Origin of the sequence: Prauserella shujinwangii (assembly GCF_003001955.1) — a bacterium.
Taxonomy (GTDB): domain Bacteria; phylum Actinomycetota; class Actinomycetes; order Mycobacteriales; family Pseudonocardiaceae; genus Qaidamihabitans; species Qaidamihabitans shujinwangii.
In genome coordinates this window covers 391,204-417,628 of sequence record NZ_PVNH01000003.1, presented here as the reverse complement: position 1 = coordinate 417,628, position 26,425 = coordinate 391,204, and the positions used below count along the sequence as shown (strand labels likewise).

Here is a 26,425-nt window from a genome sequence, read left to right as displayed (position 1 = left end):
CCTGACCGCAAGGGAGCGGACCGTTGTCCACACCAGAAACGAGACTTCAGGGGCATCTCGGCGTCCCCGGGGTCGTGTTCCTCGTCCTGGCCGCCGTCGCGCCGCTGACCGGCATCATCGTCATCGGCGGTATCGGCATCGCCGTCGGCGCCGGCGGTGGGACGCCGATGATGTTCCTCCTCGCCACCGCCGTGTTCCTCCTCTTCGCCGTCGGGTACGCCCAGATGGCGAAGAAACTGGTGAACGCGGGCGGGTTCTACGCCTACGTCGTGCGCGGGCTCGGCCGGACGGCGGGCGTGGTCGCCGCCTTCGTCGCCATGGTCGGCTACAACTGCTTCGTCGCCGGTGCGGTCGGCACGAGCGGCTTCTTCACCTCGATCGTGTTCGCCGACGTGTTCGGCCTCGACCTGCCGTGGTGGCTGTGGAGCCTGATCTCCGTCGCCGGTGTGTGGCTGCTGACGCGCAGCGGCATCGACATCTCGGCCAAGGTGCTCGGGGTCGCCCTCGTGCTGGAGGTCTCGATCCTGATCATCCTCGACATCGCCATCCTGTTCACCACGGGCTACTCGTTCGAGCCGTTCCTGCCCGAGGTGTTCCTGGGCGGCTCGATCGGGCTCGGCCTGCTCTTCGCCGCCAACGCGTTCGTCGGCTTCGAGGCCACCGGGCTGTTCAGCGAGGAGGCCCGCGACCCGAAGCGCACCATCCCGAGGGCCACCTACGTGGCGATCACCTTCATCGGCATCTTCGCCGCCGTCACCACCTGGGCGATCGTCTCCGCCCTCGGCGCGCGGGAGGCGGGCGACATCGCGCTCGAGCACCTCGCCGCGGGCGACCTCGTCTTCACGGTCTCGGCGGAGTACCTCGGTGGCGGCATGACCGACGCGATGCAGCTGCTGCTCGTGGTCAGCCTGTTCGCGGCGCTGCTCGCGCTGCACAACTCCGCGACCCGCTACCTGTACGCGCTGGGCCGCACCGGGGTGCTGCCCCGCCCGCTGGCGCGCACCCGGCGGAGCAACGGCGCTCCGGTCGTCGCCTCGACCACGCAGCTCACCTTCGCGACGCTGGTCGCCATGGCCTACGCGGTCACGGGCCTCGACCCGATCGCGAACCTCGTCGCCGCCTTCACCGGCATCGGCACCCTCGGCATCGTCGTGCTCCAGGCGATCGCCGCGACCGCGATCGTCGTGCACTTCCGGCGCGTGCGGGACCCGCGCTGGCTGCCCACGTTCGTGCTGCCGCTGCTCGGCGGGCTGGGCCTGTGGGCCGTCACGGCGCTGGCGTTCGGCAACTTCCCCGAGCTCGCGGGCAGCGACAGCCCGATCATCGCCCTGCTCCCCTGGCTGCTGCCGGTCGCCGCCGTCCTCGCCGTCCTGGTGGCGCTCTGGCTGCGCGGCTCCAGGCCGGCCGTGTGGGCCGCCCTCGACCAGGACCTCGACCGCGTCGCCCACCTGCCCGCGGCCACCGAGGTGAGCCAGTGAGTACCTATCTGGTCACCGGCGGCGGAACCGGGATCGGAGCGGCGATCGCCACCCGGCTGGCTGACGACGGCGCCGACGTTATCGTCTCCGGCAGGCGCCGGGAACCGCTCGACGAGGTCGCGTCGGCGCACCCGCGCATCGTCGCGATGCCCGCCGACGCCACCGACGGCGAAGCCATGCGGCGCGTCGTCGCGACCATCGGTGAGCGTTACGGCGGCCTCGACGGCGTCGTCGCCAACGCGGGCGGGCACGGCTACGACCCGGTCGGCCGCACCAGCGACGAGGCGTGGCGCTCCAGCCTGGACGCGAACCTCACCACGGCCTTCGTCACCACCCGCGAGGCGCTCGGGCCGCTGGCCGAGTCGGGCGGCGGCATCGTGGTCGTCTCCTCGCTCTCCGGCCTGCGGGCGGCACCGGAGACGGCCGGGTACACGGTCGGCAAGCACGCGCTGCTCGGGCTCGTGCGGTCGCTCGCGCGCGACTACGGCCGCCACGTGCGGGTCAACGCCGTCTGTCCCGGCTGGGTCCGCACGCCGATGGCCGACGAGGAGATGCGGACGCTCGTTGAGCGCGGCGGCGCGGCCGACGTCGACTCCGCCTACGCCACGGTGACCCGCGACGTGCCGCTCGGGCGGCCCGCGCGACCCGAGGAGATCGCCGGTGTGGTGGCGTTCCTGCTCGGACCCGACGCCGCGTACGTGCACGGCGCGACGCTCGTGGTGGACGGCGGCGCCCACATCGTCGACGTGCCCACCCTGGCGTTCGGCTGACGACCGCCCACCCGCGATGGAGCCCACCGTGCCCACCTCACCCGACCTCGACGGCGCCGTCGTCCTCGTCACGGGCGCCGCGAGCGGCATCGGCGCCGCGGTCGCCCGCCTGGCGGCGGACCGGGGCGCGACCCCCGTGCTGCTCGATCTCGACGGCGACCGCGCACAGCGACAGGCGGACGCGCTCCGCGGCCGGGCCGTCCCGGCGATGGCGGCCACCACCGACGTCACGGACGAGACCTCGGTGCGCTCGGCCGCCGAGTCGGCGCTGCACCGGCTCGGCCGCATCGATGTCGTCGTCACCTGCGCCGGGATCTCCGGCCCGGTCGGCACCAGCCTGGAGCAGGTGTCCCTCGCCGACTGGCAGCGCGTCCTCGCCGTGAACGTCACGGGCGCGTACCTGACGCTGAAACACACGCTCCCGGCCCTGCGCCGCTCGCCGCTGGGCAGCGCGGTGCTGGTCGCGAGCGATTCGGCGCTGGTCGCCGCCCCGGGAATGGTCCCGTACTGCGCGGCGAAGGCCGCCGTGGTCCAGCTGGCGCGGGCCCTGTCGGTGGAGACGGCGGGCCAGGTGCGGGTCAACGCCGTCTGCCCCTCGATCGTGGACACGCCGATGAGCCGCGGTGACCTCGGCCGGACCGGCTTCGCCGACGCCGGCTACCCCGTCCACCGGCCCGAGGACGTCGCCGAGCACGTGCTGTACCTGGCGTCGCCGCGGTCCGCGGGCATCCACGGCACCGCGCTGACCGTGGACTTCGGCTACTCGGCGCGTTCGGCCTTCCCCGCCTGAGCGGCGCACGTTCGACCCCCGAGGAAAGAGAGAGGACATGGAGACCTACGAGACCCTGCTGGCCGCGGTGACCACACCGGACGGTGGCCTTCCGGTGACCGACCCCGCCACCGGTGAGGTGATCGGCCGGGCGCCGGAACGTGGCCCTGACGACCTCGAGCGGGCCGTCACCGCCGCCAGCGCGGCGCAGCCCGCCTGGGAGGCGCTCGGCCACGAGGAGCGCTCCCGGCTGCTGAACGCGGCGGCCGACGCCGTGGACCGGTCCGCCGAAGCGCTCGCCCACCTCGTCACCCGCGAGCAGGGCAAGCCGCTCAACGGCCCGGGCAGCCGGTTCGAGGCGGGCGGGGTCGCCGCCTGGCTGCGCACCGCCGCCGCCACCCCGCTCGAACCCGAGCGGGTGCTCGACGACGAGTCCGGTCAGGCGACCCTCAGCTACCGCGCCGCGGGTCTGGTGGGCGCCATCGGCCCGTGGAACTGGCCCGCGCTCATCGCGTCCTGGCAGCTCGGGCCCGCGCTGCGCATGGGTAACGCCGTCGTGATGAAGCCGTCCGAGCACACGCCCCTCTCGGTGCTCGCCCTCGCCGAGATCGTCAACCAGGTGCTGCCCGAGGGTGTGCTGACGGTGCTGTCCGGGAGCGGCGACCTCGGCGCCGCGATGACCGCCCACCCGGCCTTCGACAAGATCATGTTCACCGGCTCGACCCGCACCGGCCAGGCGATCGTCCGGTCGAGCGCCGCCAACCTGCCGCGGCTCACCCTCGAACTCGGCGGCAACGATCCGGGCATCGTGCTGCCGGACGCGGACCCGGCCGCGATCGCGGAGGACCTGTTCTGGGGTGCCTTCATCAACACGGGCCAGACGTGCGCGGCACTCAAGCGCCTGTACGTGCCGGAGGCCCTGCACGACGACGTCGTCGACGCCCTCGCCGACGTGGCCGCCCGGATGCCCATGGGACCGGGGACCAGCGAGGACAACGTGCTCGGGCCGCTCACCACCACCGACCAGTTCCACATCGTCGACAAGCTCGTCGAGCAGGCCAGAGCCGCGGGCGGGCGGTTCGTCCTCGGCGGGGACCCCGACCGGGACGCGCCCGGCAACTTCTACCCGACGACGCTGGTCACGGGGCTCCCGCCGGACGCTCCGCTCGTCGTGGAGGAGCAGTTCGGTCCGGCGCTGCCGATCATCGCCTACACCGACCTCGACGACGCGCTCAGCCAGGCGAACGCGCTCGACGTGGGGCTCGGCGCGTCGGTCTGGTCGAGCGACGTCGAGCGGGCCAGGCAGGTCGCGGCCCGGATCGAGGCGGGCACGGTGTGGATCAACAAGCACGGGACGGTGCACCCGATGGTGCCGTTCGGGGGTGTCAAGGGCTCCGGTTACGGCCTGGAGTTCGGGGCGGAAGGACTCAAGGCCGTCGGGGTGCCGCAGGTCATCGCGACCTGACCGCACCCGCGGCGAGTGGGCCGCGGTCCCGCATCCGGCCGGGACCGCGGCCCGCTGCGCGCCCGAACCGTTCACGGAAACTCAAGCACTCCGCACGCTCCGACAAACGTCACCGATTCCACTTGGCGGATAACGAAGGGCACACCCGGCACCGCGGGTCGGCTACGATCCCGGGATTCCGCGAGTCCGCGATTCCTCGAGGAAGGAGGAGCGATGTCCGGTTCCGGTACCGCCGACTACGTCGTCGACACGCCGGGCGCGCCGTTCGGACTCGCCGTCTGGAAGTCCGTGATCGCGCGCACCGTCGTGCCGCTGGAGGTCGAGGAACTCGACGGCGTCACCTTCCAGGGCCACCTCGCCCAGACCGTGATCGAGGACGTCTCCGTGTTCGAGATCGTGGCGACACCGCACCTCGTGCGGCGCAGTCCGGAACTCATCTCGGACGACGACAACCGGTACTACAAGCTGAGCCTCCAGCTGGCCGGTCCCGCGATCCTGGAGCAGGACGGGCGCCGCGCCGAGCTGCGACCCGGCGACCTGGCCATCTACGACACCCACCGGCCGTACACGCTGACCCTTCCCGAGCACAACCAGGCCATGGTGGTCATGTTCCCGCACGAGCTGGTGGACCTGCCGCGGGACGAGGTCGCCCGGGTCACCGCGACGCGGTTCCCCAACGACACCGGTCTGGGCCGGGTGATCAACCCGTTCTTCGTCGAGCTCGGGCGGAACATGGACCAGCTGGCGGGCAGCCACGCCTCCCGGCTGGTCCACTCGGCACTGGACCTGCTCGTCACGATGCTGTCGCAGGAGCTGCACCGCCGCCAGGGACCCGCGACGAACTCGGCCAGGAGCCTGGCCAGGGAGGTGCGTGAGTACATCCTCGAGCACCTCGGCGACCACGACCTCACGCCGTCGTCCATCGCGCAGGCGCACTACATCTCGACCCGGCACCTCTACACGATCTTCTCGGCCGAGGGGCAGACGGTCTCGGTCTGGATCCGCTCCCGGCGGCTGGAGCACATCCGGCGCGACCTGGCCGACCCGCTGTTCGCCGACCGCCCCGTCTCGTGGGTGGCGGCGCGCTGGGGGCTGCACGACGCCGCGCACTTCAGCAGGCTGTTCAAGGCGGAGTTCGGCGAGTCACCCACCGCCTACCGGGAACGGCTGCTCGGCGACCACGCGCGGCGAGCCAGCTGACGCGTGTCCGCCATCCGCGCACGCGTGTCCGCCATCCGCGCACGCGTGTCCGCGATCCAGGCACGCGTGTCGGTGGTGCGTCCTAGGATCCGGCCATGACCACGGTGTCCCAATTGCGCAAGGCAGCGCTGGCCCTTCCCGAGACCGAGGAGGGCACCCATTTCGGCATGGTCGCGTTCTCGGTGCGGGGCAAGGGTTTCGCCTCGGTGACGAAGGACGGCCAGGTCCAGCTCCAGCTCCCGGCCGACGAGGTCGACGCCGCGTTGTCGGCGCATCCCGGCGGGGAACGGCTGGTCCGGATGGGCACGCTCATCGGCTTCCGCGTCCCGCTGGCCGACATCGGCGGCAAGGAGCTCAACGCCCTCGTGCGCGCGGCATGGATCCACCGCGCGCCCCGGCGGCTGGCGGCCGCGCTCACCGCGGCCGGCACGGCGGGCCCGGCCGACGAGAGCGACCTGCCCGCCGGAATCGGCAAGCCGGCGACGCGGGCACTGCGCCAGGCCGGCCTGCTCACCCTCGCGCAGGTCGCGGCCCACGGTGAACGGGATCTGCTCGCCCTGCACGGGGTGGGCCCCAAGGCGATCCGCGTGCTGCGCGAGGCGCTGGCGGAGCAGGGCATGTCGCTGCGCTGACACCCACCGTGTCCGCCGTCCACGACCGCGTGTCCGACGTCCATGTCGCCATCCGTGTACTCAACCGGCGGACACGCGTACACACCTTGCGGACACGCGTACCCAACCGGCGGACACGTGCGCACAGATGGCGGACACGCCCGCGGTTCACGCTGCGGACCGGCACCGGCCGCGCCATCATGGGGCCATGAGTACCTCCGCGGGCGACAACTCGGCGGACTCGCCGCGCCCCGAGCACGACGAGACCACCCCGGTGGCGGACGAGCGCGGCCACGGCCGTGACGTCGTCTCCCGGACCAGGACCAGCGCCATCTGGGTGACGGCGATCGTCGGCACGGTGTTGCTGGTCTTCCTGCTGGTGTTCATCCTGCAGAACCAGACGTCCGTCACCGTGACGTTCCTGGGCTTCTCCGGCTCGATCCCGCTCGGCGTGGCGCTGCTGTTCGCGGCCGTGGGCGGCGCGTTGCTGGTCGCCTTCCTCGGCGCGGCCCGGGTCCTGCAGCTGCGCAGGCGCGTGCGGCGGACGTCCGGCGCCGCGGCCCGCTGACGCCCGCTCAGCCGGGCCGGGTGCCGAGCCACCCGTCCGCTTCCAGCACGATCCGGGTGCCGAACCGCGCGCTCACGCGGTCCAGCGACCGGTGCAGCCAGGCCGCGTCCGGCCCGGGCGCGGACTCCAGCCGCAGCCGCCGGGCCCGTACCGGCCACATCCGCAGGTCGGCGAACCGGCCGGAGCGTTCGTCGAACGACGGGAAGTACAGCAGCCGGAGGTCGCCGCGGTACTTCTCGGCACCGGTGATGCCCTCGTAGTCGTTGACGAGGTCGCCGCAGCCGTAGAGGATCAGCCCGCCGCCGTACACCTCGACCGGGCGGGGATGGTGTGCGGAGTGCCCGTGCACCACGTCCACGCCCAGCTCCACGAGCCGGTGGGCGAACCGCACCTGGGCGTCCGGCACGTCGTAGCCCCAGTTCGATCCCCAGTGGACGGAGAACACCGCCACGTCCCCCGGCCGCTTCTCCGCCGCCAGCCGGTCCGCGATCCGCTCGGCGGTGCGGTCGGAGAGGTCGGGGAGCAGGTGCACCCCGGGCGTACCGGCGGCGGCCGCCCAGCCGGGTGGGACGCCGCTGGAGGCGGCCGCGGCGGCCAGCAGGCACATCCTGTTCCCGCCGGGAAGGCCGACCGTCGCCGGGCGCGCGGCGGCATCGCCGTCGGGTCCCGCACCGGCCACCGTGAGTCCCGCCGCGGCCAGCGCGTCCAGCGTGTCGGACAGGCCGTCGTGGCCGAAGTCGAGGACGTGGTTGTTGGCCAGCACGCACACGTCGGGCCGGGCGGCGAGCAGCGCCGGGAGGTTCGCGGGGGTCATCCGGTAGTGGACCCCTTTCCCCGGCGCGAACGCACCGCGCTCGGTCACGGCGGTCTCCAGGTTCAGCACCCGCGCGTCCGGCCGTTCGGCCTCGATCACGTCGAGCGCCTCGCCCCATGGCCACGAGTACGGGACCGGCGCCGCGACCGGCCCGTGGCAGAGCTCCGCGAGGCGGACGTAGTCGCGTGCGTCCCGGACCACCCGCTCGCGCAGCCAGGGCTCGCCCGGATGGGGCAGCACCTGGTCGATGCCGCGGCCCGGCATCACGTCGCCACAGAGGAACAGCGTGCGCACGTCCCGGCCTCCCGCTCGGGGATCGGCGAACCCTCTCCCCCTTCACGGTAGGCACGGGCGTCCCCCCGCGCCGGGTGCCGGTACCGCCCGCTCAGCGGGTGCCCGCTCCGGTGAGCACGGATACCGTGGGTAGGTCATGGAGACAGTCACGGAGGGGGGCGGCTTCACCGCCTACGGCCCGTCGCACTGGGGGGTGCTCGCGGTCTTCGCGGCGGGGACGGCGGTGCTCGTCCGCGCCGGCCGGGCCCACCGGGGCACGCCGGCCGCCCGCCGGTTCGGGCGCGGGTTCGCCCTGACCGTCCTCGCCATGCAGCTGACGGTGCAGGGCTACTCGATGGCCACCTCCGGCCTGGGACTCGACCGCTCGGTCCCGCTGCACATCTCGGACCTCGCCGGTTTCGTCGCCGCCTACGCGCTCTGGTCGAGGCGGCGCTGGGCCTGCGCGATCACGTACTACTGGTGCCTGTCCCTGAGCACGCAGGCGCTGTTCTTCCCCGTGCTCACCGGGCCGGACTTCCCGCACCACGAGTTCCTGGCCTTCTGGGCGATGCACCTGCTGGTGGTGTGGGCAGCGATCTACCTGACGTGGGGAATCGGCGTGCGCCCCACCTGGCACGGCTACCGCGTCACCGTGGGGCTCACCGCCGGGTGGGCGGCGGTGGCCATGGTGTTCAACGCGGCCACCGGCACCAACTACGGCTTCCTCAACCGCAAGCCCGAGACCGCGTCGGTGCTGGACCTGCTGGGGCCGTGGCCGTGGTACCTGCTGCCCGAGATCGCGCTGATCCTCACCGCGTGGGCGCTGATGACCTGGCCGTGGGAGCACCACCGGAGAGCTACGCGGGCCCGTCCGGATGCACCGACAGGACCGCCCGAAGTTTGGTGAGCGCCCGGTGCTGGGCCACCCGGACGGCACCCGGCGTGGACCCGATCGTCTGCGCCGTCTCCTCCGCCGAGAGCCCGACGACACAGCGGAGGACGAGGATGTCGCGGTCCCGCTCGCTCACGTGCCCCAGCAACCGCCGCATCTGCCCGGCGTACTCTGATTTCAGGAAAAGAGATTCGGGATTCGCGCTCGTGTCCACCTCCTCCGGCAGCACTTCGTACGACATTTCTCTGCCGACCTTGGATTTTCTGTAGTGGTCGACGACCTTGTTGGCGGCGATTCGATAAGCGAATGCGCGGAACGAATTGCCGATCGACCGGTAGCCGCTGAGCGAACGATAGATTCCCAGGCACGCTTCCTGGGCGACGTCGTCAGCCGAGGAGTACGTCCCGAAGCTGCGTCCGATGCGGGCGCGGCAGTACCGCACAATGGCCGGTCGCACCACGGTCAGCAGCCGTTCCGCGGCCGCGCGGTCACCCGTGGCGGCACGGGCGGCCAGTGCGTTCAGCTGATCATCGTGCCCGTTGCCCGGTTCTGGCGCGGTCTCGACCGTTGCCGCGGCAGCCGATTCCATCAGCGTGCGTCACCCCTGCTTCGCGCTGTTCTGCGATCGTTTCTGCGGTTGCTCGACGAATACGACTGACCGCCCCCTCGGTCCGGCGTTCCCACCCTGCCGCACAGCGCCGACGTGCACGAAGACGATAACCGCGGGGCCGGAAATCCGCCATTGCGGTCGCATAACGAAGACCCGAATGCCGGTAATTGTTCCTGCGACATTCGGGTGAATAACGGAAGTGAGAAATCAACCCACCGGTATCACTGATTGTTGCCGTTCGCCGGTCCCGCGGCCGAGCACGTCCCGCTCCCCGCCCTCGAGCAGGGCCAGATGCGTGGCACGCCGACGCCGGGCCCGGCGGACCGATGCGGCGGCGTGCCACGTCGGGTTCAGCGTGCCGGTCCCCCTCCGTTCTCCCGCCGCCACCGCTCGACGTTGGCCAGGGTCGCGGCCGGGTGCAGCATGTCCGGGTCGAACGGCACCGGCGGCGTGCCCTCGGCCAGCCGCTTCGGCAGCGCCGGGTCGGCCAGCGCGGCCCTGCCGATGGCGAGCAGGTCGGCGTGCCCCTCATCGAGCACGCGCGCGGCCTGGTCCGGCCGGTGCATGCCCCCGTTGGCGATCACGGGGACGCCACCCACCTTGCGGGCCAGCGCGGTGATGGTGTCGCCGCTGTCCAGCCGCGCCGTCTCGATCCAGTCCCGCCCCTCGCTCGCGATGTGCAGGTAACCGGCGCCGGCGTCCACGAGCGCGGAGAAGATCACCTCGGCGTCGTCCGCACCACCGGGCCAGCGGTAGGTGAAGTCGTTGATCTTCGTCTGGGACAGCCGGACGCCGACCACGAACCCGGAAGGCAGCGCCGCGCGGACGGCGGCGACGGTCTCGGCGGCCAGCCTGACCCGGTTCACGACCGGGCCGCCGTAGCCGTCCGTGCGCCGGTTGGTGTAGTCGGTGAGGAACTGATCGAGCAGGTAACCGTTGGCCGCGTGGATCTCGACACCGTCGAACCCGGCCCGCTCCGCGTGGCGCGCGGCCGCGACGAACCCGGCCACCACGTCCTCGAGCTGCGCCGCCGTCAGCTCAGCGGGCACCGGCCACGGGCCCGCGCCGCCGTACTCGGGCATCATCTCGCCGCGCGGTGGTACCGCCGAGGGTCCTGCCGTCCCGGTGCGGAAGCGGTTGCCCTGGGACAGCGCCCCGGCGTGCATGAGCTGCGCGATCATCATCGCGCCCGCGGCGTGCACCCGCTCGGTGATCCGCCGCCACCCCGCGACGTGGGCGTCGGTGACCAGCCCAGGCTGGTGGAGGTAGCCCTGGCTGTACTCGCGGTCGGTGTAGGTGCCCTCGGTGAGCACGAGCCCGAACCCGCCAGCGGCGAACTCCGTGTAGTAGCCGGCCATCGCGTCGGTGGGCACTCCCTCCGCCGTGGCGGACACGCGGGTCATCGGGGCCACGGCGAGCCGGTTGGCCAGCGGGAGACCGGCGAGGTCGGCGCCCCGCAGGGCGGAATGCGTCGTCATGCCCGCGCCCCCTCCACCACCTCGACGACCAGCGGTTGCGGCCCGCGCGCGTTGATGCCCACCAGGTCCTGCGGGCAGGCCGACACGACCACGACGCTGTCCCGTACCGCCTCGAACGTGATGGCGGCACCCGGCGGCGCGGGCGAGGGCAGCCACGCCAGCCCGCCTGCCGGATCCACCGGGATGTCCATGAAGACGTTCACCGGCTGGGGCACCACCGGCAGCTCGCGGCCCAGCCCCGCGAGCGCGTGCCGCAGGTTCTCCGCGCACGACGCGTGCGGCGAGGTGACCCCGAGCGCGCGGTAGCGGGCGGGGTCGCACGCCGGGATGAGCAGGTCGTGCCTGCCCGGCGAGGTGTCCTCCACCAGGGTCAGGATCGGTCGTCGCCGATCGGTCACGAACTGTTCGCCCACCGCGGGGAACAACCGGTCGAGATGGGCCCGCGTGTGGGCGGCGGACAGGTGCTCGGACAGGTCGTCGCCGGTGAACGCGAACAGGTCGCCGACCTGCCCGCCGGTCTCGGTGGTGACCCGCACCCGCCTGCCCGCGGCGAGGCGGACCAGCCTGCCCTCCCTGGCGGGTACCTCCACCCGCTCGATCAACGTGTTCAGCTGCATGGCTCCAGCTCAGCAGCGCGCACCGGGCACCGGCCATGGACGTTCCCACAGCGGGCGTGATCACGACTGGAGGATGCTTCAGTGCCTGCCGAGCGCGTCCGCCTCGACGGCGAGGAACAGATCGACCCGGCCCTCGGTGGTGGTGACGTCGTGGCCGGTGAGCTCGGCGACCTTCGCGAGCCGGTTGCGCAACGTGTTGACGTGCACGAACAGCCGCGCCGCGGTCTCCGCCCACCGGCCGTCGTTGGCCAGGAACGCCCGCACGGTGGCCTCCAGGCAGGAGCCGCGCTCGGCGTCGTGCGCGCGCAGCGGTCCCAGCACGCTGTCGGCGAACCGCCTGCGGGTCTCGTCGTCCTGAGCGCCGAGCAGCAAGCGGTGCGAGCCGAGGTCGGTGAAGTGGGCGATGCGCCTGCCGGCGCCCCGGCGCAGCACCTGGCACGCGTCCCTGGCGTAGCGCAGCGGCAGCCGCAGCCCGCGCGACCCTTCGGCGATGCCGCCGAGACCGGCCACCGTCGCCCCCGCGCTCCCGGCCCGGCCCACGGCGGTGAGCAGGCGGTCGGCGAGCGCGGGGAGCGCATCGGCGTCCTCCGCCCACGGGAAGATCGCCACGACGTCCTGGCTGCCCCCGATCACGACCGCGGGAGTCCCCTCGGCCGGGAAGAACTCGCCCACCCGCTCCGCCAGCGCGGCGTCGGCGGGCACCTCCCCGCGCGCCGCGACGGCCAGCACGGCCAGCGGACCGTCCGGCCGGACCCCGAAGGACTCCAGCCGGGCGGCGACCTCCCCCTGTGCGCGGCTGCCGGAAAGGATCATCTCCAGCAGCTCGTGGGCGAACCGTGACTCGATCGCGCGCATCAGCTCGGTGCGCGCGACCTCCAGGCTCAGGTAGTGCGCGGCCTGGGTGAGCGCCTCGCGTTCGGCGTCGCCGAGGGAGTCGAGCGGCGCCAGGCAGACGAGCGCGGCGTCCGCCCCGGCCAGGGTGTTGACGAGGAACAGCACCGCCTCGCCCTGACCGTCCCCGAGCTCCAGCCGCAACGGCGGCGGATGCCGCTTGAGCCCTTCGGCGACCCGCCGCGCGGTTTCCGCCCCGGGTTCCACGCCGTCCGCGGCGAGCACCCGGCCCATCCGGTCGATCACCGCCAGCGGCAGGTGGTGGTCGCGGCGCAGCACCTTGAGCACGCCGGTGGCGCCCGCGCCACGGGAGATGGCGGCCGCCAGGTCGTTGCCCCGCCGGACCGTGTCGACCAGTGCCCGTTGCCGTTCCCCCGCCAGCTCGGTCGCCGCGCGGCGGGTCAGTTCCGTGAACGGGACCGTGATGGCGAGCTCCACCAGCGGCAGTCCCGCGCGACCGCAGGCCGCCACCAGATCGGGCGGCGTCTCGGGCGTCACCCGGCGCAGGCCGAAGACGATGCCCGCCCCGCGGGCCCTCGCCACGTTGGCGACGAACTCGGCCGCGTTGGCACCGTCGTGCCACAGCCCGTTGGTCAGCACGAGCTCGCGGTCGCGCAGGTAGGTGGAGGGGTCGAGCAGTTCGGTGGTGTGCAGCCAGCGCAGCGGCTCGTCCAGCGCGGCAGGCCCGCCCGGAACGAGCACGCGGAGTCCGAGCGACCCGACGTCCACGAGCGAGCGGATCGTGAGCACGGTGTGGATACAACCAGCCGTCCCGGCGATTCGCTAGAGGAATCTCCTCTACCTCCCCCGGGGGCGGTGGTGGTGCGCTGGTCGGCATCCCGTCCCCACACTGGTTTCACGGCAACGGAGGTCAACGATGCCCACCCTGGAGCGGCACGGCAGCGCCGCGCGACCGGCCGACGCGGACGACTACCCGCTCACGGAGGTGCCGCGGAACGCCCGGCGCGGCCTGCTCTCGCTGACGACGGTCCTGCTCGGATTCGTGTTCTTCACCCCGACGATGCTGGCCGGGGCGCAGGTCGCGACGGCGTTCCGGCCCTCGTCACTGCTGGCGATCCTCGTGACCGGCAGCCTCATCCTCGGCACGTACGTGGCGGTGCTGTCGGTGATCGGCGCGCGCACCGGGCTGACCACCGTGCTGCTGGCGCGGTACACGCTCGGCAGCGGCGGCTCGAAGTGGGCGGACCTGCTGCTCGGCGGCACGCAGGTGTGCTGGTACGCGGTGACGGCGGCGTTCCTGGCCGACCTGGTCGTGGAGGCGTTCGGCTGGCACGGCTTCGAATGGCTGGTGATCGTGGTCGGATCCGCGCTGACCGGTGTCACCGCCTACTACGGCTACCGCGGGATCGAACTGCTCAGCGCCCTGTCGGTGCCGCTGATGTTCGGGCTGTGCGTGTGGGTGGTCGTGCGGGCGGTGGACGAGGTCGGCGGCGTGGCCGGCTTCGGCGCCCTCGCACCGTCGGCGACCCTGCCGTGGGCGACGGCGGTGACGATCGTCGTGGGCACGTTCGTCAGCGGCGGCACCCAGACACCCAACTGGAGCCGCTTCGCGCGGCTGCCCGGCAGGCGTTCCTCGCGGCGTTCGGTGCGTTCTTCGTCGCCAACCTGCTCATGCTGGTGTTCGGCGCGGTCGGCGCCCTCGCCTTCGCGGAGGGCGACTTCGTCTCGGTGCTGCGCTATCTCGACCTCACGCTGGCGGCGGTCGTCCTGCTCGGGCTCAACGTCTGGACCACGCAGGACAACGCCGCGTACGCGTTCGGGCTCGCCGGGGCGGAGCTGACGGGAGTGCGCGGCAAGCGCCCGTTCGTGGTCGGCGGGATCGCCATCGCGATGGTGCTCGCGCTCTCCGGCATCTACGAGGCGCTGCCGCAGTACCTCGTGCTGCTGGGCGTGCTGATCCCGCCGCTGGGCGGGACGATCATCGGCGACTACGTGTTCGTGTGGCGGGGGACGCTGCCGCCGCTGGCGCGGACGCGGTTCGTCCGGTTCCGCTGGACGTGCGCCGCCGCCTACGTCACCGGCACCGTGGTCGCCTTCGGCACCGACCAGCTCGCGCTCGGGCTGCCCCCGGTACAGGGCATCGTCGCCGCGATACTCGCGGTGCCCCTGTTCGAGGCGCTGGCGAGGCGGGCCGGGTGGCACACCACGCACGTGGTGCTCGCCGCGGAGACCCGGTGAGCGCCCTCCGTCCCGGGCCCGGCGCGGGCGACGGCCACCGGAGCGAGCGAGGAAGCCGCACTCCCGCCGGCCCGTCTCCCAGCACCCCAACGGAGACGCCGCGCGCCGGTGCCGATTCCAGGAGCAAAGCTCCCTCGCTTCGCATCAGTGAGGCGGGTGGGGATGCAGTGGGTGAACGAGCTCAGGGTTTGCGGCCGAGCGCGGCGAGGCCACTGCTGGCCGGGGGGTTCGCGAGGAACTGCCGTGTCGCGGGGGACTCGCGCTCGTCGGGCCGCCACTCCGGGATCCACACGACGCCGGGGTCGACGAGTTCGAAACCGTCGAAGAAGCGGGTGAACTCCTCCCGCGAGCGCAGGTGCAGCTCGGAGCTGGACCGCTGGTACTGGCGGCGCACCTCGTCCCGGCCCTCGGCGCCCTCCTCGGGCACACCGTCCGCCGTGAGGTGCGACGACAGCAGGTACGAACCGGACGGCAGCAGGTCGCGGTACTTCGCGAGGATCTCCTGCGGCCGGTCCTCCGGGCCGACGAAGTACAGCACGTTCACCAGGATCAGGCCGATCGGCTGGCCCGGGTCGAGCACGCCCGTCTCCAGCGCCCGCTCCCACACCCGCTCCGGCTCGCGCAGGTCGCCCTGGAACACGGCGTGCCGGTCGAGGTCGCCCTCCTGCTCCAGGAGCACCTGCGAATGCGCGACGGCGACCGGTTCGTTGTCGACATAGACACAGCGGGACTCCGGGTTCACCGAGTCGGCCACCTCGTGCACGTTGCCGACCGTCGGCACCCCGGAACCGAGATCGAGGAACTGGGTGACTCCCTGGCGGGCCAGGTAGTGCACGCCGCGCCCGAGGAACTCGCGGCCGACCCGGGCCATGGTCCTGATCATCGGGAACGCCTCGACCGCCTTGGCGCCGAACTCACGGTCGATGGCCCAGTTCGCGGTACCGCCGAGGAACCAGTCGTAGATCCGGGCCGGGTTCGGCCGGTCCAGGTCGATTCCTTCGGGAACGTGGTCCGGGTCCCTGTCGGGCATGTGCTCTCCTCTTCCTCTTCGCCGTCACCCTATCGGGTCCTGGTGGTCGCGTGCCGTCACCGGTGCCGCCGGTAGTACCGCGCCACGCGCGCCCGGTTGCCGCAGCGGGCGGCCGAGCACCAGCGCCGCCTCGGGTGCGCGGGCAGGAACAGCATCGCGCAGTCGCCGGCCGCGCACTCCCGGACCGTGGTCACGGCGGGATCGGTGAGCAGGTCGGCGACCGCCTCGGCGAGCAGAGCGCGCAGGCGGTCCGCGCGCGGTCCGGTCCGGCGCGCGGTGACGGTCACGGTCCCGCCGTTCCACTCCAGCTCCCCGTGCGCGGGCGCCGTGCGCAGCGCGCCGTTGAGCCCGCGCAGCGCCGTGGCGGGCGGGCGCCTCCCGTGCCGGGCCGCCGCGAGGGCGGCCGCCGCGTGCTCCCGCACCTCCCGGGCGGCGGCGAGTTCCGCCGCCCCCGCGCGCATGCCGGGCAGCCGTTCCGCCTCCAGCGCCAGCCACTGCCGCAGCCCGGCGACGTCCGCCAGCAGGTCGATGGGGCCGTCGGGCGTCAGCGGGCGCGTGTTGACGAGGTCGAGGGCGAGCGGCTCCCCGGTGAGCGGCGCGGGCATGGTCACCGGCTAATGCTAACTCATCCACTTGACGCATTAGCCACGGCGCGGCAAGACTAATGCTTCATCAACCACAGGAGGCATGTGAACATGTCGGTTCCCGCGCTGTCCCGCACGCTCCACCGTTCCGTCGACGTCGGCGGGGTCCGGATCTTCTACCGCGACACGGTGGCTCCCGAGGGCGCTCCGGTGCTGCTGCTTCTGCACGGGTTTCCCTCGTCGTCCCACCAGTTCCGCCGCGTGCTGGACACGCTCGGCGGCCGCTACCGCCTCATCGCCCCCGACTACCCCGGCTTCGGGCACAGCGACGTCCCGCGCCCGGCGAGCACGGGCGGTTCGTTCGCGTACACCTTCGACCACCTCGCCGACGTCGTCGAGGGCTTCGTCGCCGCGCTCGGCCTGACCCGGTTCGCGCTGTACGTGTTCGACTTCGGTGCTCCGGTGGGCTTCCGGCTCGCCACCCGGCGGCCGGACCGCGTCACCGGTCTCGTGGTGCAGAACGGCAACGCCTACGCCGAGGGACTGTCGCGGCAGGCGCGCGAGTTCATCGCCCTGCGGCCCGGGACGCCGGGTGCCGAGGACACCGTGCGGGGACTGCTGACGCTGCCCGCCACCCGGGGGCAGTACGAGGGCGGCGCGGGGGATGTCGAGCTCATCGCCCCCGACGGCTGGACGCTCGACCAGCACTTCCTCGACCTGCCCGGGCGCGAACGGCCACAGCTGGACCTGGCCTTCGACTACCACACCAACGTCGCGCTGTACCCGCGGTGGCAGGAGTGGCTGCGGGAGCACCGGCCACCGACGCTCGTCGTGTGGGGCCGCAACGACCCGTTCTTCCCGGAACCCGGCGCCCACGCCTACCGGCGCGACGTGCCCTCGGCCGAGGTGCACGTGTTCGACACCGGGCACTTCGCGCTGGAGGAGAAGGCACCCGAGATCATCCCGCTGCTCGCCGCGTTCCTCGACCGGCTGTGACCGGTCGCGGCCGGTCCGCGAGCGCCCGCCTGCCCCACCGGGTCCTGCCCCAGGGCTTGGTGATCGACAGCACCACGCAGGCCAGGTACATCGACGACGACACGCATCCCGCCGCCAGCAGGTCGGACCCGGTTCCACCCAGGTCCACGAGCGTGCCCGCGGGGGCGGCGGACACCGCCTCCGCGGCGGCGCGCACGCCCGGCAGCAGCGACAGCGGCGTCAGCACGACCGCGACGAGGGTGAGCACGAACTTGGCCAGCACCCAGCGGTGCCGCAGCAGGCCCCACCGCGTGCCCAGGGACAGGGCCAGTCCGGTGCCGAACGCGGTGAGGCTGACCGGGATGAGCAGGGTGCCGCCCACGACGTCCATCGCCACGAACACGGCACGCTGCGTGCCGGGATCGGCGGTGGTCAGCCCGGTGATCGCGAGCGTGAGGTTGCCGATCGTCAACCCGAGCCAGCCCACCGACGAGACGACGTGCGCCACCAGGACGGCCCGCCTGGCGGAGACGGACATGCGGAACATCTGGCTCATCGGACGAGTCCTTCCGCCACAACGGTTTCGCGACGGGGTCCATCGTGGTCGCGTGGCGGCCCCGGCACATCCGGCGGCAAGCGGCTTCGGCGGATACGTCCGGCGACGTACGGCGCGCCAAGCCACGTCCACTCGTGAGTGAAAACAGTGGTAAGAACAACGTTCCTCACTCACGAGCCGGGCGCGGGCACTACCGTACCCGCGTGCGATTCGGGATCTTCGTGCTCGCCGGTCGGTTCCCCGGACAGGACGACGAACAGGCGCTGACGCGTTCGCTCGACGCCGTGGTGCGGGCCGAGGAAGCCGGGTTCGACGACGCGTGGATCGCCGAGCACCACTTCATGTCGTACGGCGTCTGCCCCTCCGCGATCACGTTCGCGGCGCACGCGCTCGGCCGCACCAGCCGGATCACGCTGGGCACCGCGGTCAGCGTGCTGTCCACAGTGCACCCCGTGGCACTCGCCGAGCAGGCGGCGCTGCTGGACCGGATCTCGGGTGGCCGGTTCCGGCTCGGGGTCGGGCGGGGTGGTCCGTGGGTGGACCTCGAGGTGTTCGGCACCGGCCTCCCGCGCTACGAACACGGGTTCGCCGAGAGCCTGGACCTGCTGCTCGACTGCCTGCGCCGAGACCACGTCTCCGCGGACGGCGAGCACTTCGCGTTCCGCGAGGTGCCGATGGTGCCCCGGCCGGCGGACGGCCAGCCGCCGGTCACGGTCGCGTGCACCTCGCGCGCGACGGTCGAGCAGGCCGCCGCGCGCGGCCTGCCGATGCTGCTCGGTATGCACGCCGGGGACGACGAGAAGGCCGGGCTCGTCGAGCACTACGCGCGGGCCGCCACCGAGGCCGGCCGCGACCCCCGGGGCGTGCCGCACGTGGCGGCGGTCCTCGCTCAGGTCGGCGAGGACCGCCGCCACGCGGAGCACCAGCTCAGGGCGGCCATGCCGGGCTGGCTGGCCGACGGGCTGCGCGGCTACGTGCCCGTCGACGGCAGGCCGTACACCCCGCGCGATCCCGTCGCCTACACCGACCTGCTGTGCTCGCTGCACCCCGTCGGCAGTCCGGCGGACTGCGCCGGGCGGCTGCGCGAGAGCATCGACCGCACCGGCATCGAGCACGTGGTCATGCTGGTGGAGGGCGGCGGGACCCGCGAGCGCACGCTGGCCAACATCGACCGGCTCGGCACGGAGGTCCTGCCGCTGCTCCGCGACGCCTAGCAGTCCCGCAGCTCGGGACTCTGGTTGAGCAGCTGGCCGCGCGGCGAGATGAACGCGCGGTAGTCGTCACTGTCCACAGCGGATGGCCGGAACGCGGCGACGCGGTGGCAGTTCTGGAAGGCCAGCTTCACGCCGAAGTGCCGTTCGAGGCCGCCCCGGATGGCGTCGGACGCGAGCGCGCGCAGCAACTGCCCGCGCTCGGACTCGCTCGGCGGCGGCGTGGCGTCGTCGGCGAACCCCGCCCGGCCGGTCTCCAGGTCGGCGACCACGCCGCTGACCACCTGCCAGGCGTAGGGCAGCGACTCCCGGACACACTCGACGAAACGGGCGTCGTCGACGTCGCCCCGCTCGGCGAGCTCGAGCAGGTCGGTAGGCACGTTCAAGGACATGGAGCTGCCTCCTGGCGTTCGGTGACCGGACGTACTGGCACTTCCAGTGCTACTCGGTCATGATCGTCATTTGCAAGAGCGTCACCGGGATGCCACCGGGACGGACCAGCACCCGCCCGAACGGGTGACGAACGGTCAGGCGCGCCGCAGCCCCCGCGTGCCCGCATCGAGCAGGAAGCTGACGTCCGTGCCGATCGTCACCTTCGCCGGATCCCGCTCCAGCGCGTCGGACACGACCCGGAAGTCCGCCCGCAGCTGCGCGGGTGTCGCGGTCACGCGCACGTAGCCGCGTTCCCCCTGGCAGTACTTGATGTGCGGGTTGTTGGCGTACCACTCCGGGCTCGGCGGCGAGGCGCCCGCGCTGGTGCTCGTCACCGACGTCGTGACCAGCTCGCTGCCCACGATCGGATCGCTGTGGTCGAAGTAGTCCTGGCGCAGGTCGGCGGCCCAGTGCCGGTGGACGTCGCCGGTGAGCACCACCGGGTTGGGCACGCCCCGCTCGACCCAGCCGCGCGTGATGCGGTCGCGGGAGGCCTCGTAACCGTTCCACGCGTCCGAGTAGCCGCAGGTGGCGCTCGACCCGTCGTTGTCCCGCTGCGCGAAGAACACCTGCTGGCCAAGGAAGTCCCAGGTCGCCGGGTGCGAGCCGAACGCGTCGAGCAGCCACCGCTCCTGCGCGCTCCCGGTGATCGTGCGGGCCGGGTCGCGCATCCCGGCGCAGTCACCCACCTGCGCGCTGCGGAACTGCCGTGTGTCGAGCAGGTGGAACCGCGCGAGGCCGCCCCAGCCGAACCGGCGGTACAGCCGGATGCTCGCGCCGCTGGGCTTGACCGTGGACCGCACCGGCATGTTCTCGTAGAACGCCTGGAACGCGGCGGCCTTGCGCGCGGTCGTGGCGGGGCTGGTGGTGGCGTTCCAGTTGTTCACCACCTCGTGGTCGTCGAACACCACCAGCCACGGCGCGGCGGCGTGCGCGCGCTGCAGGTCGGCGTCGGTCTTGTGCTGCGCGTGCCGGGCGCGGTAGAGCGCGAGCGTGGTGGTCTCGTCCGGCACCGCCAGCCCGCGCACCCGCAGCTCGGGTCCCCGCCCCGAAGGCTTCTCGTAGATGTAGTCGCCGAGGAAGAGCACGAGGTCGGGATCGTCGGCGGCGATGCCCCGGTGCGCGTGGTACCACCCCTCCTCCCAGTGCTGGCAGGACGCGAAGCAGTACGTCAGCCGGTTCACGGCGGCGCCGGCCGCGGGCGCCGTGCGGGTACGCCCCACCGGCGACACGTGGCCCTGCGTGCGGAACCGGTAGAAGTACTCCCGCGCCGGGTCGAGGCCGGCCGGCTCGACGTGCACGCTGTGCCCCTGGGCGCGCGAGGTGGCGACCGTGCCCCTGCGCACCACCGAGCCGAACGTCTCGTCGTCGGCCAGCTCCCACTCGACGTCGTAGGTCGCGTCGGGCATGCCGCCGAAACCGTCCGGGTTCAGCGGTGCCTGCGCGAGCCGGGTCCACAGCACGACGCTGTCCGGCAACGGATCGCCCGACGCCACCCCGAGCTGGAACGGGTCGCGGATCGGGGGCGCCGCGTTCGCCGTCCGGGTGCCCGCCCACGACGGCGGCGACAGCGCGCCCGCCGCCGCGGCAGCGCCGCCGAGCAGTACCACCCTCCGGTTCACCTGGCCCATGACAGCTCCCTTCACGCCACGTAGTCGGTGAGCCCGGCGCTGCAGGCCCGCAGGTCCGGGTCGGCGGCCCGGTCGGCGACGCAGACCTTGTAGAAGATCCAGTCCCCCGGCTCGAGCCCGGGCACGGCGTGCTCGGCGCTCGTCCCGCTGCCACCGGAGTTCCACGCGTAGAACGGACCGGCGCCACCCGCCGTCCAGTACGCGGCCACGCCGGACTTGCCGTCCGGCACGCGGTCGTAGACCACGAAGTGCGCGTCCGACGAACGGAACCGCGCCTCGCCCGCGCACTGTCCCGTCGAGCACTGGGCGCTGCCGGTCCCGACCCCGCAGTCGGGGGCCACCTGCCCGTCCGAGCCGGTGTACATGTACGCGTCGGACACGTAGCCGCCGAGGGACGGCACGTAGTCCCACAGCGTCGTCGTGCCGTAGGTGCCGGAGACGGGGGTGCCCGTGGTCTGGCAGTCGATGGACACCGTCGTGCCGTTGGCCACGGTGCCGATCGCGGCGGCGCTCGTGCTCGCGGCCCGGCGCACGGTCAGCGGATCACCCGCCGTGCGCACCGTCCCGGACACCGCCGCGGCCGCGGGCGGCACCGCGACCGCCAGCGCGCTCGCCACGACCGCGATCAGCACCAGTGCTCGTCCGGCGGGCCGCCGGTTCGCTCCTCTCGTCATGCGCCGCAGCCTGCCGGTCCGGCGTACACGATCCGTACAAACCGGCCCGGCCTGCGGCGTTGTACGGATCGTGTACCGGCCTCGCCGAGACTCGCCGCGCGATCCGACCCCGATTGCGAAGGAGCTGGCCATGGCCAGAAGAACGACGACCGGTCCGCGCCGGAGACTGACGCTCGGCCTCGCCGCGGCGCTGTCCGTCCCGCTCGCCCTCGGCGCGGCCGCGGCACCGGCCGCGGAGCCGCAAGCCAGCGGTGAACCGGTGAGCTGGACCGCACCACTGTCGGCTGTGGACGGTGACGATTCGAACGTCCGGTACGGGAAGGCGCTCACCCTTGCCGACCCGGATGCGGCGACGACGTCCGCCCGGCCCGGCGCCGAGGGCTACCTGGTGTCGGCGGAGCGGCGGCTGGAGCACCCGGTGAACCGCGTGCGCGCCCGCACGGCGGCCACCGTGCCGGAGGGCACGTCCGTGCACGTCGACGTGCGCGGGCTGCTCGGGCCGGACCGGTGGTCCGAGTGGGTGCCCGCGACCGGGCAACCCGCGCTGCTGGACCGTCCCGTGACCACCGTGCAGGTGCGGGTCGGGCTGTTCAGCGACGACACGGGGGCAACGCCCTCCGTGCGGCGGGTCGAGCTCGTCGCGGACCGGGTGGGGGGAGAGCAGGCCACCGCACTCGCCGGGGAGCGCACCTACCGCGTCTTCGCGACCCGCGAGGGCCTGGTCGGCGGCACCACCGCGAACGGCCACGTCATCAAGAGCCGGGACCATTTCGTCGCGCTGCCCTCCGGCAAGTCGCTGGCTCCCAAGAACTCCGGCGCCTACACCGTCCGGGTGTGCCGCACCGACAACAGCAGGTGCGAGTACGCGCCGGTGTGGGACGTGGGCCCGTGGAACACCAAGGACGACTACTGGAACCCCGCGGCGGAACGGCAGATGTGGAAGGACCTGCCCCAGGGCAAGCCCGAGGCACAGGCCGCCTACCAGGACGGCTACAACGGAGGGCGGGACCAGTTCGGCCGCAGGGTCGCCAACCCGGCGGGCATCGACCTGGCGGACGGGACGTTCTGGGACGGCCTGAACATGTCCGACAACGGCTGGGTGAACGTGACCTACCTGTGGACGGGCACGGGCAGGACCGGCGAGGTCACGACGGCGGGGGACCCGCTGACGGTCCGCGCGAGCGGTTCGACGAGCGCCGCCGTCCGGGGCTTCGCCGCCAACCACGCCAAGGTCACGCTCGAGTGCTACGTCCGGGGCGAGACGGTCACCGGGCGGTTCGGCACCAGCGACATCTGGAACCGGATCGGCCCCGGCCACTACGTCTCCGACACCTACCTGCTGACCGGCTCCGACGAGCCGGTCGTGCCCCGGTGCTAGGAAACCCTCCGCGGATCGCCCGGCACGGCCGTCCTGACCGTGCCGGGCGACCCCGCGCCTGCCGGGTCCGCGGCGGAGCTCACCTGCGCCAGAACAGGTGGTGCGTCACACCGCTCGGGCTGGGCACGACCTCCAGGTGGAACCGGTCGAGCAGCTCCTCGGGCGAGTCCCACAGGCGCAGCCCGGACCCGAGCTCCACCGGCGACACCGCCACGTGCAGGGTGTCGACGAGGTCGGCGTCGAGGAACTGCCGGATGGTGGTGACCCCGCCGCCGAGCCGGACGTCCTTGCCCCGCGCCGCCGCTCGCGCCTGCGCGAGGACCGTGGCCGGGTCGCCGTCCACGAAGTGGAACGTGGTGTCCGACAGCGTGAACGACGGGCGCTGGTGGTGGGTCAGGACGAAGACCGGCGTGTGGAACGGGGGCTCGTCACCCCACCAGCCGCGCCACCCGTGGTCCCGCCACGGGCCGCGCTGGGGCCCGAACTTGTTGCGGCCCATGATCTCGGCACCGATGTTGCACGCGAAGTCCCGGGTGAAGTAGTCGTCGAGGCCCCGGGTGCCCCCGGGATCGGTGCGGTTGGGCCAGCTCGCCGTCGCCCCGGCCCAGGCGAACAGCCGTTCGGGCGCGACGTGGCCGAACGGCCGTTCGAGGCTCTGGTCAGCACCGGCACCGATCCCGTCGCTCGAGACGTTGAAGTTCTGGACTCTCAGCAGCTGGGCCACGCGTTCCTCCCGGGTCGTCGATCTCGGTGGGACAGACTCGCCGGGCGCGGAGAACTCATCGCCGTGCGGCCGCGCCGGGCGTACCCGGCGCGGCCGCAGCGCTAGCCACAGTGCTCGAAGGGGCTGGTGTAGCTCCGCTCGCCGATCGCACCTCCCCACCGGACGCACGTGGCCGCCGCCTCGGCCCGCACCGGCCCGGCGAAGTACGAGAAGTCGCCCGAGTCGGTGCTCCTGCTGCCACCGTCGACCTCGAGGAACGCCGACGTCGGCGTCGGCGTGCCCACATCGCTCGCCTTCATGGTGGCCACGCAGTTCCGGCCGTTGGCCGGGTTGTACGACAGGAAGACGGTGCCCGCCGGGCCCAGTGACGCCGAGTCGATCTCGCGGTACCCGCTGCCGCACACGGGGGCGCCGAGGTCGGCCTCGGTGACGCGGGACCACCGGATCGTCTCGTTGGCGTTGCCCGCGGGACCCGCCTCGTACAGCACGCCGACCGACGTGGCGCCCAGCGAGACCAGGTCACTGTAGGCGGCGTCCTGGCCCCACACCAGGACACCCTGGGACTTCGGAGTCCAGTTGCCGCCCTCGTCGAACGACGAACGCACCACCAGCTCCTTGCGCCGGTCGCACGTGGACGGTCCCGCGAACAGCAGCCGGTTGTACTCGTCACCCTGGTCGGTGCCGCTCATCCGCTGCACGGACGCCTGCACGGTCGGTGTGACCAGGTCTGTCTCGTAGGTGAACCGCTGGGAGAAGCTCTCCCCGCCGTCGGCGCTGACGGCCCGCAGGCGGTTGCGCGTCCCGCCGGCGAGGCACTTGTCGTCGTTGTTGGCCTGGTTGCGGGCCGTGGCGAGGATCCGGCCGTCCACCAGTTCCACGAGGTTGAGCTCCTGGGGCAGGATCGCGGAGGTCGAGCTGGTGTCGGTCGCGCCCCGGTGCCACGTCCGGCCCTGGTCGTCGCTGTAGATCAGCGCACCGGTGTGCCTGCCGCCGATCGAGTAGTTCACCCCGGCGACGAGCCGCCCCGCGTGCGGGCCGCGCCGGAGCGCGATCCCGTGGGCGGGGCCGGTGGCGAGCCAGCCCGGCGCCCGGTCGAAACCGAGCTCCCCGGTCAGCACGCGCGGCGCCGTCCAGCTCCGGCCGTGGTCGTCGCTGTGCTGGACGCGGGGCACGCGACCGCAGTCGGCGTCGCGGACGCACTCCATGGTGGACAGCAGCACGATCCGCCCGGTCTCCGGAACCAGGATGGGCGTCGGGTTGCCCTTGGTGTCGCCGTGCCCCTCGATGACGACCCGGGGAGCGCTCCAGGTCCGCCCGCCGTCGGTCGAGCGCTTCAGCACGAGATCGATGTCCCCGGCGTCGGCGCAGAACCGGTCGCCGCCGTTGCGTCCCTCGGCGAACGCGAGGAGGTCACCGTTGGCGGCTTTCAGCACGGCCGGGATGCGGAAGCAGTCGTAGCCCTCCGACCGTTCGCGGAACACGACCGTGTTCGCCACCGCCGCGGTGGTGGCCGGCTCGGCGGAAACGCTGGTCGCGGCGGTGGCACCCGGGGGACCCGCGGCCGCCGCGGCCGCGGCGAGCACCGCCACCGCCGCCGCACGGTACCGCCCCGGCCTGCCCCGCACCCGGCTACCCACAGTGCTCCAGCGGGCTGTCGTAGGACGCCGAGCCCGCCGAGCCGCCCCACCGCACGCAGGTGCTCGCCGCCTCGGCGCGGACCGGACCCGCGTAGTAGGCGTACTGGCCGCTGTCGGTCACACGGCTGGCCCCCTCCACCTCCAGGTACGCCGAGAGCGCGCTCTCGGTGCCGACGCCGGAGTTCTTGATCGTGGCCACGCAGTTGCGACCGGTGGACCCGTCGTACAGGAGGTACACGGTCGCGGCGGTGCCGAGCGAGGCCGAGTCGATGACGCCGTAGCCGTCGCCGCACACGTCGGTCGGGCCGTACGGGTTGGTGGTCCCGTCGCAGGCGTTGCGCGAGGTGATGTTGGCGTCCGGGTACGGGAACCGCTCGCCGTCGAAGTAGGCGGGCTGGATGTTGCCCGGGTAGGAACCGTCCGTGCGCACCTCGTAGTGCAGGTGCGGGCTGATGTTGTTGCCGGGAGAGCTGGTGTTGCCGACCTCGCCGATCTTCTGGCCCCCGGCCACCCGCTGCCCCACGGTGACCGACCGCACCCGCAGGTGGGCGTAGTAGGTGTACCAGCCGTCGCCGTGATCGATCTTGACCAGGTTGCCGTAGCCGTTCACCGAACCCTGGTGGGAGGAGATGACGACCTTCCCCGCCGCGGCGGCCAGCACGGGGTCGCCCAGGTCGTCCCCGCGGTTGAAGTCGATCTCGTACGAGCGGTGGGCGCTGCTGTTGCTGGAGTTCCCGTGCCACGTCTGCCCGCACGGGAACGGCAGCTGGAACGCCGGGCGCGGCCCGGCGGCCGCCGCGGTGCCGGTCGCGGCGACCACACCGGCCGCGATTCCCAGCACCACGGCCAGGCAGGCCGTGACCACTGAACGGACTCTCATGCGTCGATCCCTTCACGTCGGTGGGTCGTGCCGGGGCCAGCGTCGGGCAGCTCCGCACAAATCCCGTACAAGACCGGC

27 protein-coding genes are annotated in these 26,425 nt (G+C 72.9%); 13 read left to right on the top strand and 14 right to left on the bottom strand.

Annotation, left to right across the window (positions count from 1 at the left end):
- Window positions 1-23: 23 nt before the first annotated feature.
- The 7 genes from B0I33_RS08665 to B0I33_RS08635 all read left to right on the top strand — a co-directional run bounded on the left by B0I33_RS08665 (window position 24) and on the right by B0I33_RS08635 (window position 6,861).
- Window positions 24-1,478, top strand: coding sequence for an APC family permease (locus B0I33_RS08665; RefSeq protein ID WP_106178033.1), 1,455 nt, complete (start codon window positions 24-26; stop codon window positions 1,476-1,478).
- Window positions 1,475-2,248, top strand: a complete 774-nt coding sequence (locus tag B0I33_RS08660; protein ID WP_106178032.1) for an SDR family NAD(P)-dependent oxidoreductase — start codon at window positions 1,475-1,477, stop codon at window positions 2,246-2,248. Before B0I33_RS08665 ends, B0I33_RS08660 begins: the two co-directional genes overlap by 4 nt.
- 28 nt (window positions 2,249-2,276) lie before the next feature.
- The gene (locus tag B0I33_RS08655) at window positions 2,277-3,038 is read left to right on the top strand and encodes an SDR family NAD(P)-dependent oxidoreductase (RefSeq protein WP_245900505.1); all 762 of its coding nucleotides are present in this window, start codon (window positions 2,277-2,279) and stop codon (window positions 3,036-3,038) included.
- 37 nt (window positions 3,039-3,075) lie between these two features.
- Entirely contained in the window at window positions 3,076-4,482 is a 1,407-nt protein-coding gene (locus tag B0I33_RS08650; protein ID WP_106178030.1) for an aldehyde dehydrogenase family protein, read from the top strand.
- A gap of 213 nt (window positions 4,483-4,695) precedes the next feature.
- Window positions 4,696-5,682, top strand: coding sequence for an AraC-like ligand-binding domain-containing protein (locus B0I33_RS08645; RefSeq protein WP_106178029.1), 987 nt, complete (start codon window positions 4,696-4,698; stop codon window positions 5,680-5,682).
- A gap of 95 nt (window positions 5,683-5,777) precedes the next feature.
- Window positions 5,778-6,314 carry an MmcQ/YjbR family DNA-binding protein gene (locus tag B0I33_RS08640; RefSeq protein ID WP_106178028.1) on the top strand — a complete coding sequence of 179 codons (537 nt, stop codon included), beginning with the start codon at window positions 5,778-5,780 and terminating at the stop codon, window positions 6,312-6,314.
- 187 nt (window positions 6,315-6,501) lie between these two features.
- Window positions 6,502-6,861 carry a lipopolysaccharide assembly protein LapA domain-containing protein gene (locus B0I33_RS08635; RefSeq protein WP_106178027.1) on the top strand — a complete coding sequence of 120 codons (360 nt, stop codon included), beginning with the start codon at window positions 6,502-6,504 and terminating at the stop codon, window positions 6,859-6,861.
- Between the two features lie 7 nt (window positions 6,862-6,868).
- On the opposite strand, the gene B0I33_RS08630 is transcribed toward B0I33_RS08635, so the two are convergent.
- Window positions 6,869-7,969 carry a CapA family protein gene (locus B0I33_RS08630; RefSeq protein ID WP_106178026.1) on the bottom strand — a complete coding sequence of 367 codons (1,101 nt, stop codon included), beginning with the start codon at window positions 7,967-7,969 and terminating at the stop codon, window positions 6,869-6,871.
- A gap of 136 nt (window positions 7,970-8,105) precedes the next feature.
- On the opposite strand from B0I33_RS08630, the gene B0I33_RS08625 reads away from it, so the two are divergent.
- Complete coding sequence (locus B0I33_RS08625) at window positions 8,106-8,855, top strand: YwaF family protein (protein ID WP_106178025.1); 750 nt, start codon at window positions 8,106-8,108, stop codon at window positions 8,853-8,855.
- Here the strand turns inward: B0I33_RS08625 and shbA are convergent.
- The 4 genes from shbA to B0I33_RS08605 all read right to left on the bottom strand — a co-directional run bounded on the left by shbA (window position 8,806) and on the right by B0I33_RS08605 (window position 13,186).
- Complete coding sequence (gene shbA, locus B0I33_RS08620; RefSeq protein WP_106178024.1) at window positions 8,806-9,429, bottom strand: RNA polymerase sigma factor ShbA; 624 nt, start codon at window positions 9,427-9,429, stop codon at window positions 8,806-8,808. The two genes, B0I33_RS08625 and shbA, sit on opposite strands and share 50 nt — an antisense overlap.
- Before the next feature lie 371 nt (window positions 9,430-9,800).
- Entirely contained in the window at window positions 9,801-10,928 is a 1,128-nt protein-coding gene (locus B0I33_RS08615) for an oxidoreductase (protein WP_106178023.1), read from the bottom strand.
- Window positions 10,925-11,545, bottom strand: coding sequence for a DUF1989 domain-containing protein (locus B0I33_RS08610; RefSeq protein ID WP_106178022.1), 621 nt, complete (start codon window positions 11,543-11,545; stop codon window positions 10,925-10,927). Before B0I33_RS08610 ends, B0I33_RS08615 begins: the two co-directional genes overlap by 4 nt.
- A gap of 78 nt (window positions 11,546-11,623) precedes the next feature.
- Window positions 11,624-13,186 (bottom strand): PucR family transcriptional regulator, encoded by a 1,563-nt coding sequence (locus tag B0I33_RS08605; protein ID WP_106178021.1) that lies wholly within the window; start codon window positions 13,184-13,186, stop codon window positions 11,624-11,626.
- 127 nt (window positions 13,187-13,313) lie between these two features.
- Between B0I33_RS08605 and B0I33_RS08600 the strand changes: the two genes are divergently transcribed.
- Together B0I33_RS08600 and B0I33_RS30180 are read left to right on the top strand one after the other, a co-directional pair.
- On the top strand, window positions 13,314-14,237 hold the full coding sequence (locus B0I33_RS08600; protein ID WP_219927159.1) for a cytosine permease: 924 nt from the start codon (window positions 13,314-13,316) through the stop codon (window positions 14,235-14,237).
- Complete coding sequence (locus B0I33_RS30180; protein ID WP_219927158.1) at window positions 14,126-14,635, top strand: SLC5/6 family protein; 510 nt, start codon at window positions 14,126-14,128, stop codon at window positions 14,633-14,635. Before B0I33_RS08600 ends, B0I33_RS30180 begins: the two co-directional genes overlap by 112 nt.
- A gap of 181 nt (window positions 14,636-14,816) precedes the next feature.
- Here the strand turns inward: B0I33_RS30180 and B0I33_RS08595 are convergent, their stop codons facing one another.
- The gene (locus B0I33_RS08595) at window positions 14,817-15,665 is read right to left on the bottom strand and encodes an SAM-dependent methyltransferase (RefSeq protein ID WP_106178020.1); all 849 of its coding nucleotides are present in this window, start codon (window positions 15,663-15,665) and stop codon (window positions 14,817-14,819) included.
- Window positions 15,666-15,721: 56 nt separating this feature from the next.
- Window positions 15,722-16,270, bottom strand: coding sequence for a CGNR zinc finger domain-containing protein (locus tag B0I33_RS08590; RefSeq protein WP_106178272.1), 549 nt, complete (start codon window positions 16,268-16,270; stop codon window positions 15,722-15,724).
- 90 nt (window positions 16,271-16,360) lie between these two features.
- Here B0I33_RS08590 and B0I33_RS08585 point away from each other — a divergent pair, with 90 nt between their 5' ends.
- Entirely contained in the window at window positions 16,361-17,245 is an 885-nt protein-coding gene (locus tag B0I33_RS08585; protein ID WP_106178019.1) for an alpha/beta fold hydrolase, read from the top strand.
- Here B0I33_RS08585 and B0I33_RS08580 read toward each other — a convergent pair.
- A complete protein-coding gene (locus B0I33_RS08580; RefSeq protein WP_245900504.1) occupies window positions 17,208-17,780 on the bottom strand; it encodes a hypothetical protein in 573 nt (190 codons plus the stop codon). The two genes, B0I33_RS08585 and B0I33_RS08580, sit on opposite strands and share 38 nt — an antisense overlap.
- A gap of 203 nt (window positions 17,781-17,983) precedes the next feature.
- Here B0I33_RS08580 and B0I33_RS08575 point away from each other — a divergent pair, with 203 nt between their 5' ends.
- Window positions 17,984-18,994: an LLM class flavin-dependent oxidoreductase gene (locus B0I33_RS08575; protein ID WP_106178018.1), complete on the top strand. Its 1,011-nt coding sequence runs from the start codon at window positions 17,984-17,986 to the stop codon at window positions 18,992-18,994.
- On the opposite strand, the gene B0I33_RS08570 is transcribed toward B0I33_RS08575, so the two are convergent.
- The 3 genes from B0I33_RS08570 to B0I33_RS08560 form a co-directional block, all read right to left on the bottom strand.
- Entirely contained in the window at window positions 18,991-19,383 is a 393-nt protein-coding gene (locus tag B0I33_RS08570) for an SCO5389 family protein (RefSeq protein ID WP_106178017.1), read from the bottom strand. The genes B0I33_RS08575 and B0I33_RS08570 overlap by 4 nt on opposite strands.
- A gap of 135 nt (window positions 19,384-19,518) precedes the next feature.
- Entirely contained in the window at window positions 19,519-21,054 is a 1,536-nt protein-coding gene (locus B0I33_RS08565; RefSeq protein WP_106178016.1) for an alkaline phosphatase D family protein, read from the bottom strand.
- A gap of 11 nt (window positions 21,055-21,065) precedes the next feature.
- On the bottom strand, window positions 21,066-21,728 hold the full coding sequence (locus B0I33_RS08560; RefSeq protein WP_181193223.1) for a hypothetical protein: 663 nt from the start codon (window positions 21,726-21,728) through the stop codon (window positions 21,066-21,068).
- Window positions 21,729-21,858: 130 nt separating this feature from the next.
- On the opposite strand from B0I33_RS08560, the gene B0I33_RS08555 reads away from it, so the two are divergent.
- Window positions 21,859-23,106, top strand: coding sequence for a hypothetical protein (locus B0I33_RS08555; protein WP_106178015.1), 1,248 nt, complete (start codon window positions 21,859-21,861; stop codon window positions 23,104-23,106).
- Between the two features lie 79 nt (window positions 23,107-23,185).
- On the opposite strand, the gene B0I33_RS08550 is transcribed toward B0I33_RS08555, so the two are convergent.
- The 3 genes from B0I33_RS08550 to B0I33_RS08540 all read right to left on the bottom strand — a co-directional run bounded on the left by B0I33_RS08550 (window position 23,186) and on the right by B0I33_RS08540 (window position 26,347).
- Window positions 23,186-23,830, bottom strand: coding sequence for a dihydrofolate reductase family protein (locus B0I33_RS08550; protein WP_106178014.1), 645 nt, complete (start codon window positions 23,828-23,830; stop codon window positions 23,186-23,188).
- 101 nt (window positions 23,831-23,931) lie between these two features.
- Window positions 23,932-25,467 (bottom strand): sialidase family protein, encoded by a 1,536-nt coding sequence (locus B0I33_RS08545; RefSeq protein ID WP_245900503.1) that lies wholly within the window; start codon window positions 25,465-25,467, stop codon window positions 23,932-23,934.
- A complete protein-coding gene (locus B0I33_RS08540) occupies window positions 25,460-26,347 on the bottom strand; it encodes a M23 family metallopeptidase (RefSeq protein WP_181193222.1) in 888 nt (295 codons plus the stop codon). The genes B0I33_RS08545 and B0I33_RS08540 overlap by 8 nt, the downstream gene beginning before the upstream one ends.
- Between the last annotated feature and the right edge of the window lie 78 nt (window positions 26,348-26,425).

Coding starts and splice junctions, on each gene's coding strand:
- B0I33_RS08650 (WP_106178030.1), top strand. CDS start 3,076: ATGGAGACCTACGAGACCCTGCTGGCCGCGGTGACCACACCGGACGGT.
- B0I33_RS08645 (WP_106178029.1), top strand. CDS start 4,696: ATGTCCGGTTCCGGTACCGCCGACTACGTCGTCGACACGCCGGGCGCG.
- B0I33_RS08640 (WP_106178028.1), top strand. CDS start 5,778: ATGACCACGGTGTCCCAATTGCGCAAGGCAGCGCTGGCCCTTCCCGAG.
- B0I33_RS08635 (WP_106178027.1), top strand. CDS start 6,502: ATGAGTACCTCCGCGGGCGACAACTCGGCGGACTCGCCGCGCCCCGAG.
- B0I33_RS08625 (WP_106178025.1), top strand. CDS start 8,106: ATGGAGACAGTCACGGAGGGGGGCGGCTTCACCGCCTACGGCCCGTCG.
- shbA (WP_106178024.1), bottom strand. CDS start 9,429: ATGGAATCGGCTGCCGCGGCAACGGTCGAGACCGCGCCAGAACCGGGC.
- B0I33_RS08615 (WP_106178023.1), bottom strand. CDS start 10,928: ATGACGACGCATTCCGCCCTGCGGGGCGCCGACCTCGCCGGTCTCCCG.
- B0I33_RS08610 (WP_106178022.1), bottom strand. CDS start 11,545: ATGCAGCTGAACACGTTGATCGAGCGGGTGGAGGTACCCGCCAGGGAG.
- B0I33_RS08600 (WP_219927159.1), top strand. CDS start 13,314: ATGCCCACCCTGGAGCGGCACGGCAGCGCCGCGCGACCGGCCGACGCG.
- B0I33_RS08595 (WP_106178020.1), bottom strand. CDS start 15,665: ATGCCCGACAGGGACCCGGACCACGTTCCCGAAGGAATCGACCTGGAC.
- B0I33_RS08590 (WP_106178272.1), bottom strand. CDS start 16,270: ATGCCCGCGCCGCTCACCGGGGAGCCGCTCGCCCTCGACCTCGTCAAC.
- B0I33_RS08585 (WP_106178019.1), top strand. CDS start 16,361: ATGTCGGTTCCCGCGCTGTCCCGCACGCTCCACCGTTCCGTCGACGTC.
- B0I33_RS08580 (WP_245900504.1), bottom strand. CDS start 17,780: ATGAGCCAGATGTTCCGCATGTCCGTCTCCGCCAGGCGGGCCGTCCTG.
- B0I33_RS08570 (WP_106178017.1), bottom strand. CDS start 19,383: ATGTCCTTGAACGTGCCTACCGACCTGCTCGAGCTCGCCGAGCGGGGC.
- B0I33_RS08565 (WP_106178016.1), bottom strand. CDS start 21,054: ATGGGCCAGGTGAACCGGAGGGTGGTACTGCTCGGCGGCGCTGCCGCG.
- B0I33_RS08560 (WP_181193223.1), bottom strand. CDS start 21,728: ATGACGAGAGGAGCGAACCGGCGGCCCGCCGGACGAGCACTGGTGCTG.
- B0I33_RS08555 (WP_106178015.1), top strand. CDS start 21,859: ATGGCCAGAAGAACGACGACCGGTCCGCGCCGGAGACTGACGCTCGGC.
- B0I33_RS08540 (WP_181193222.1), bottom strand. CDS start 26,347: ATGAGAGTCCGTTCAGTGGTCACGGCCTGCCTGGCCGTGGTGCTGGGA.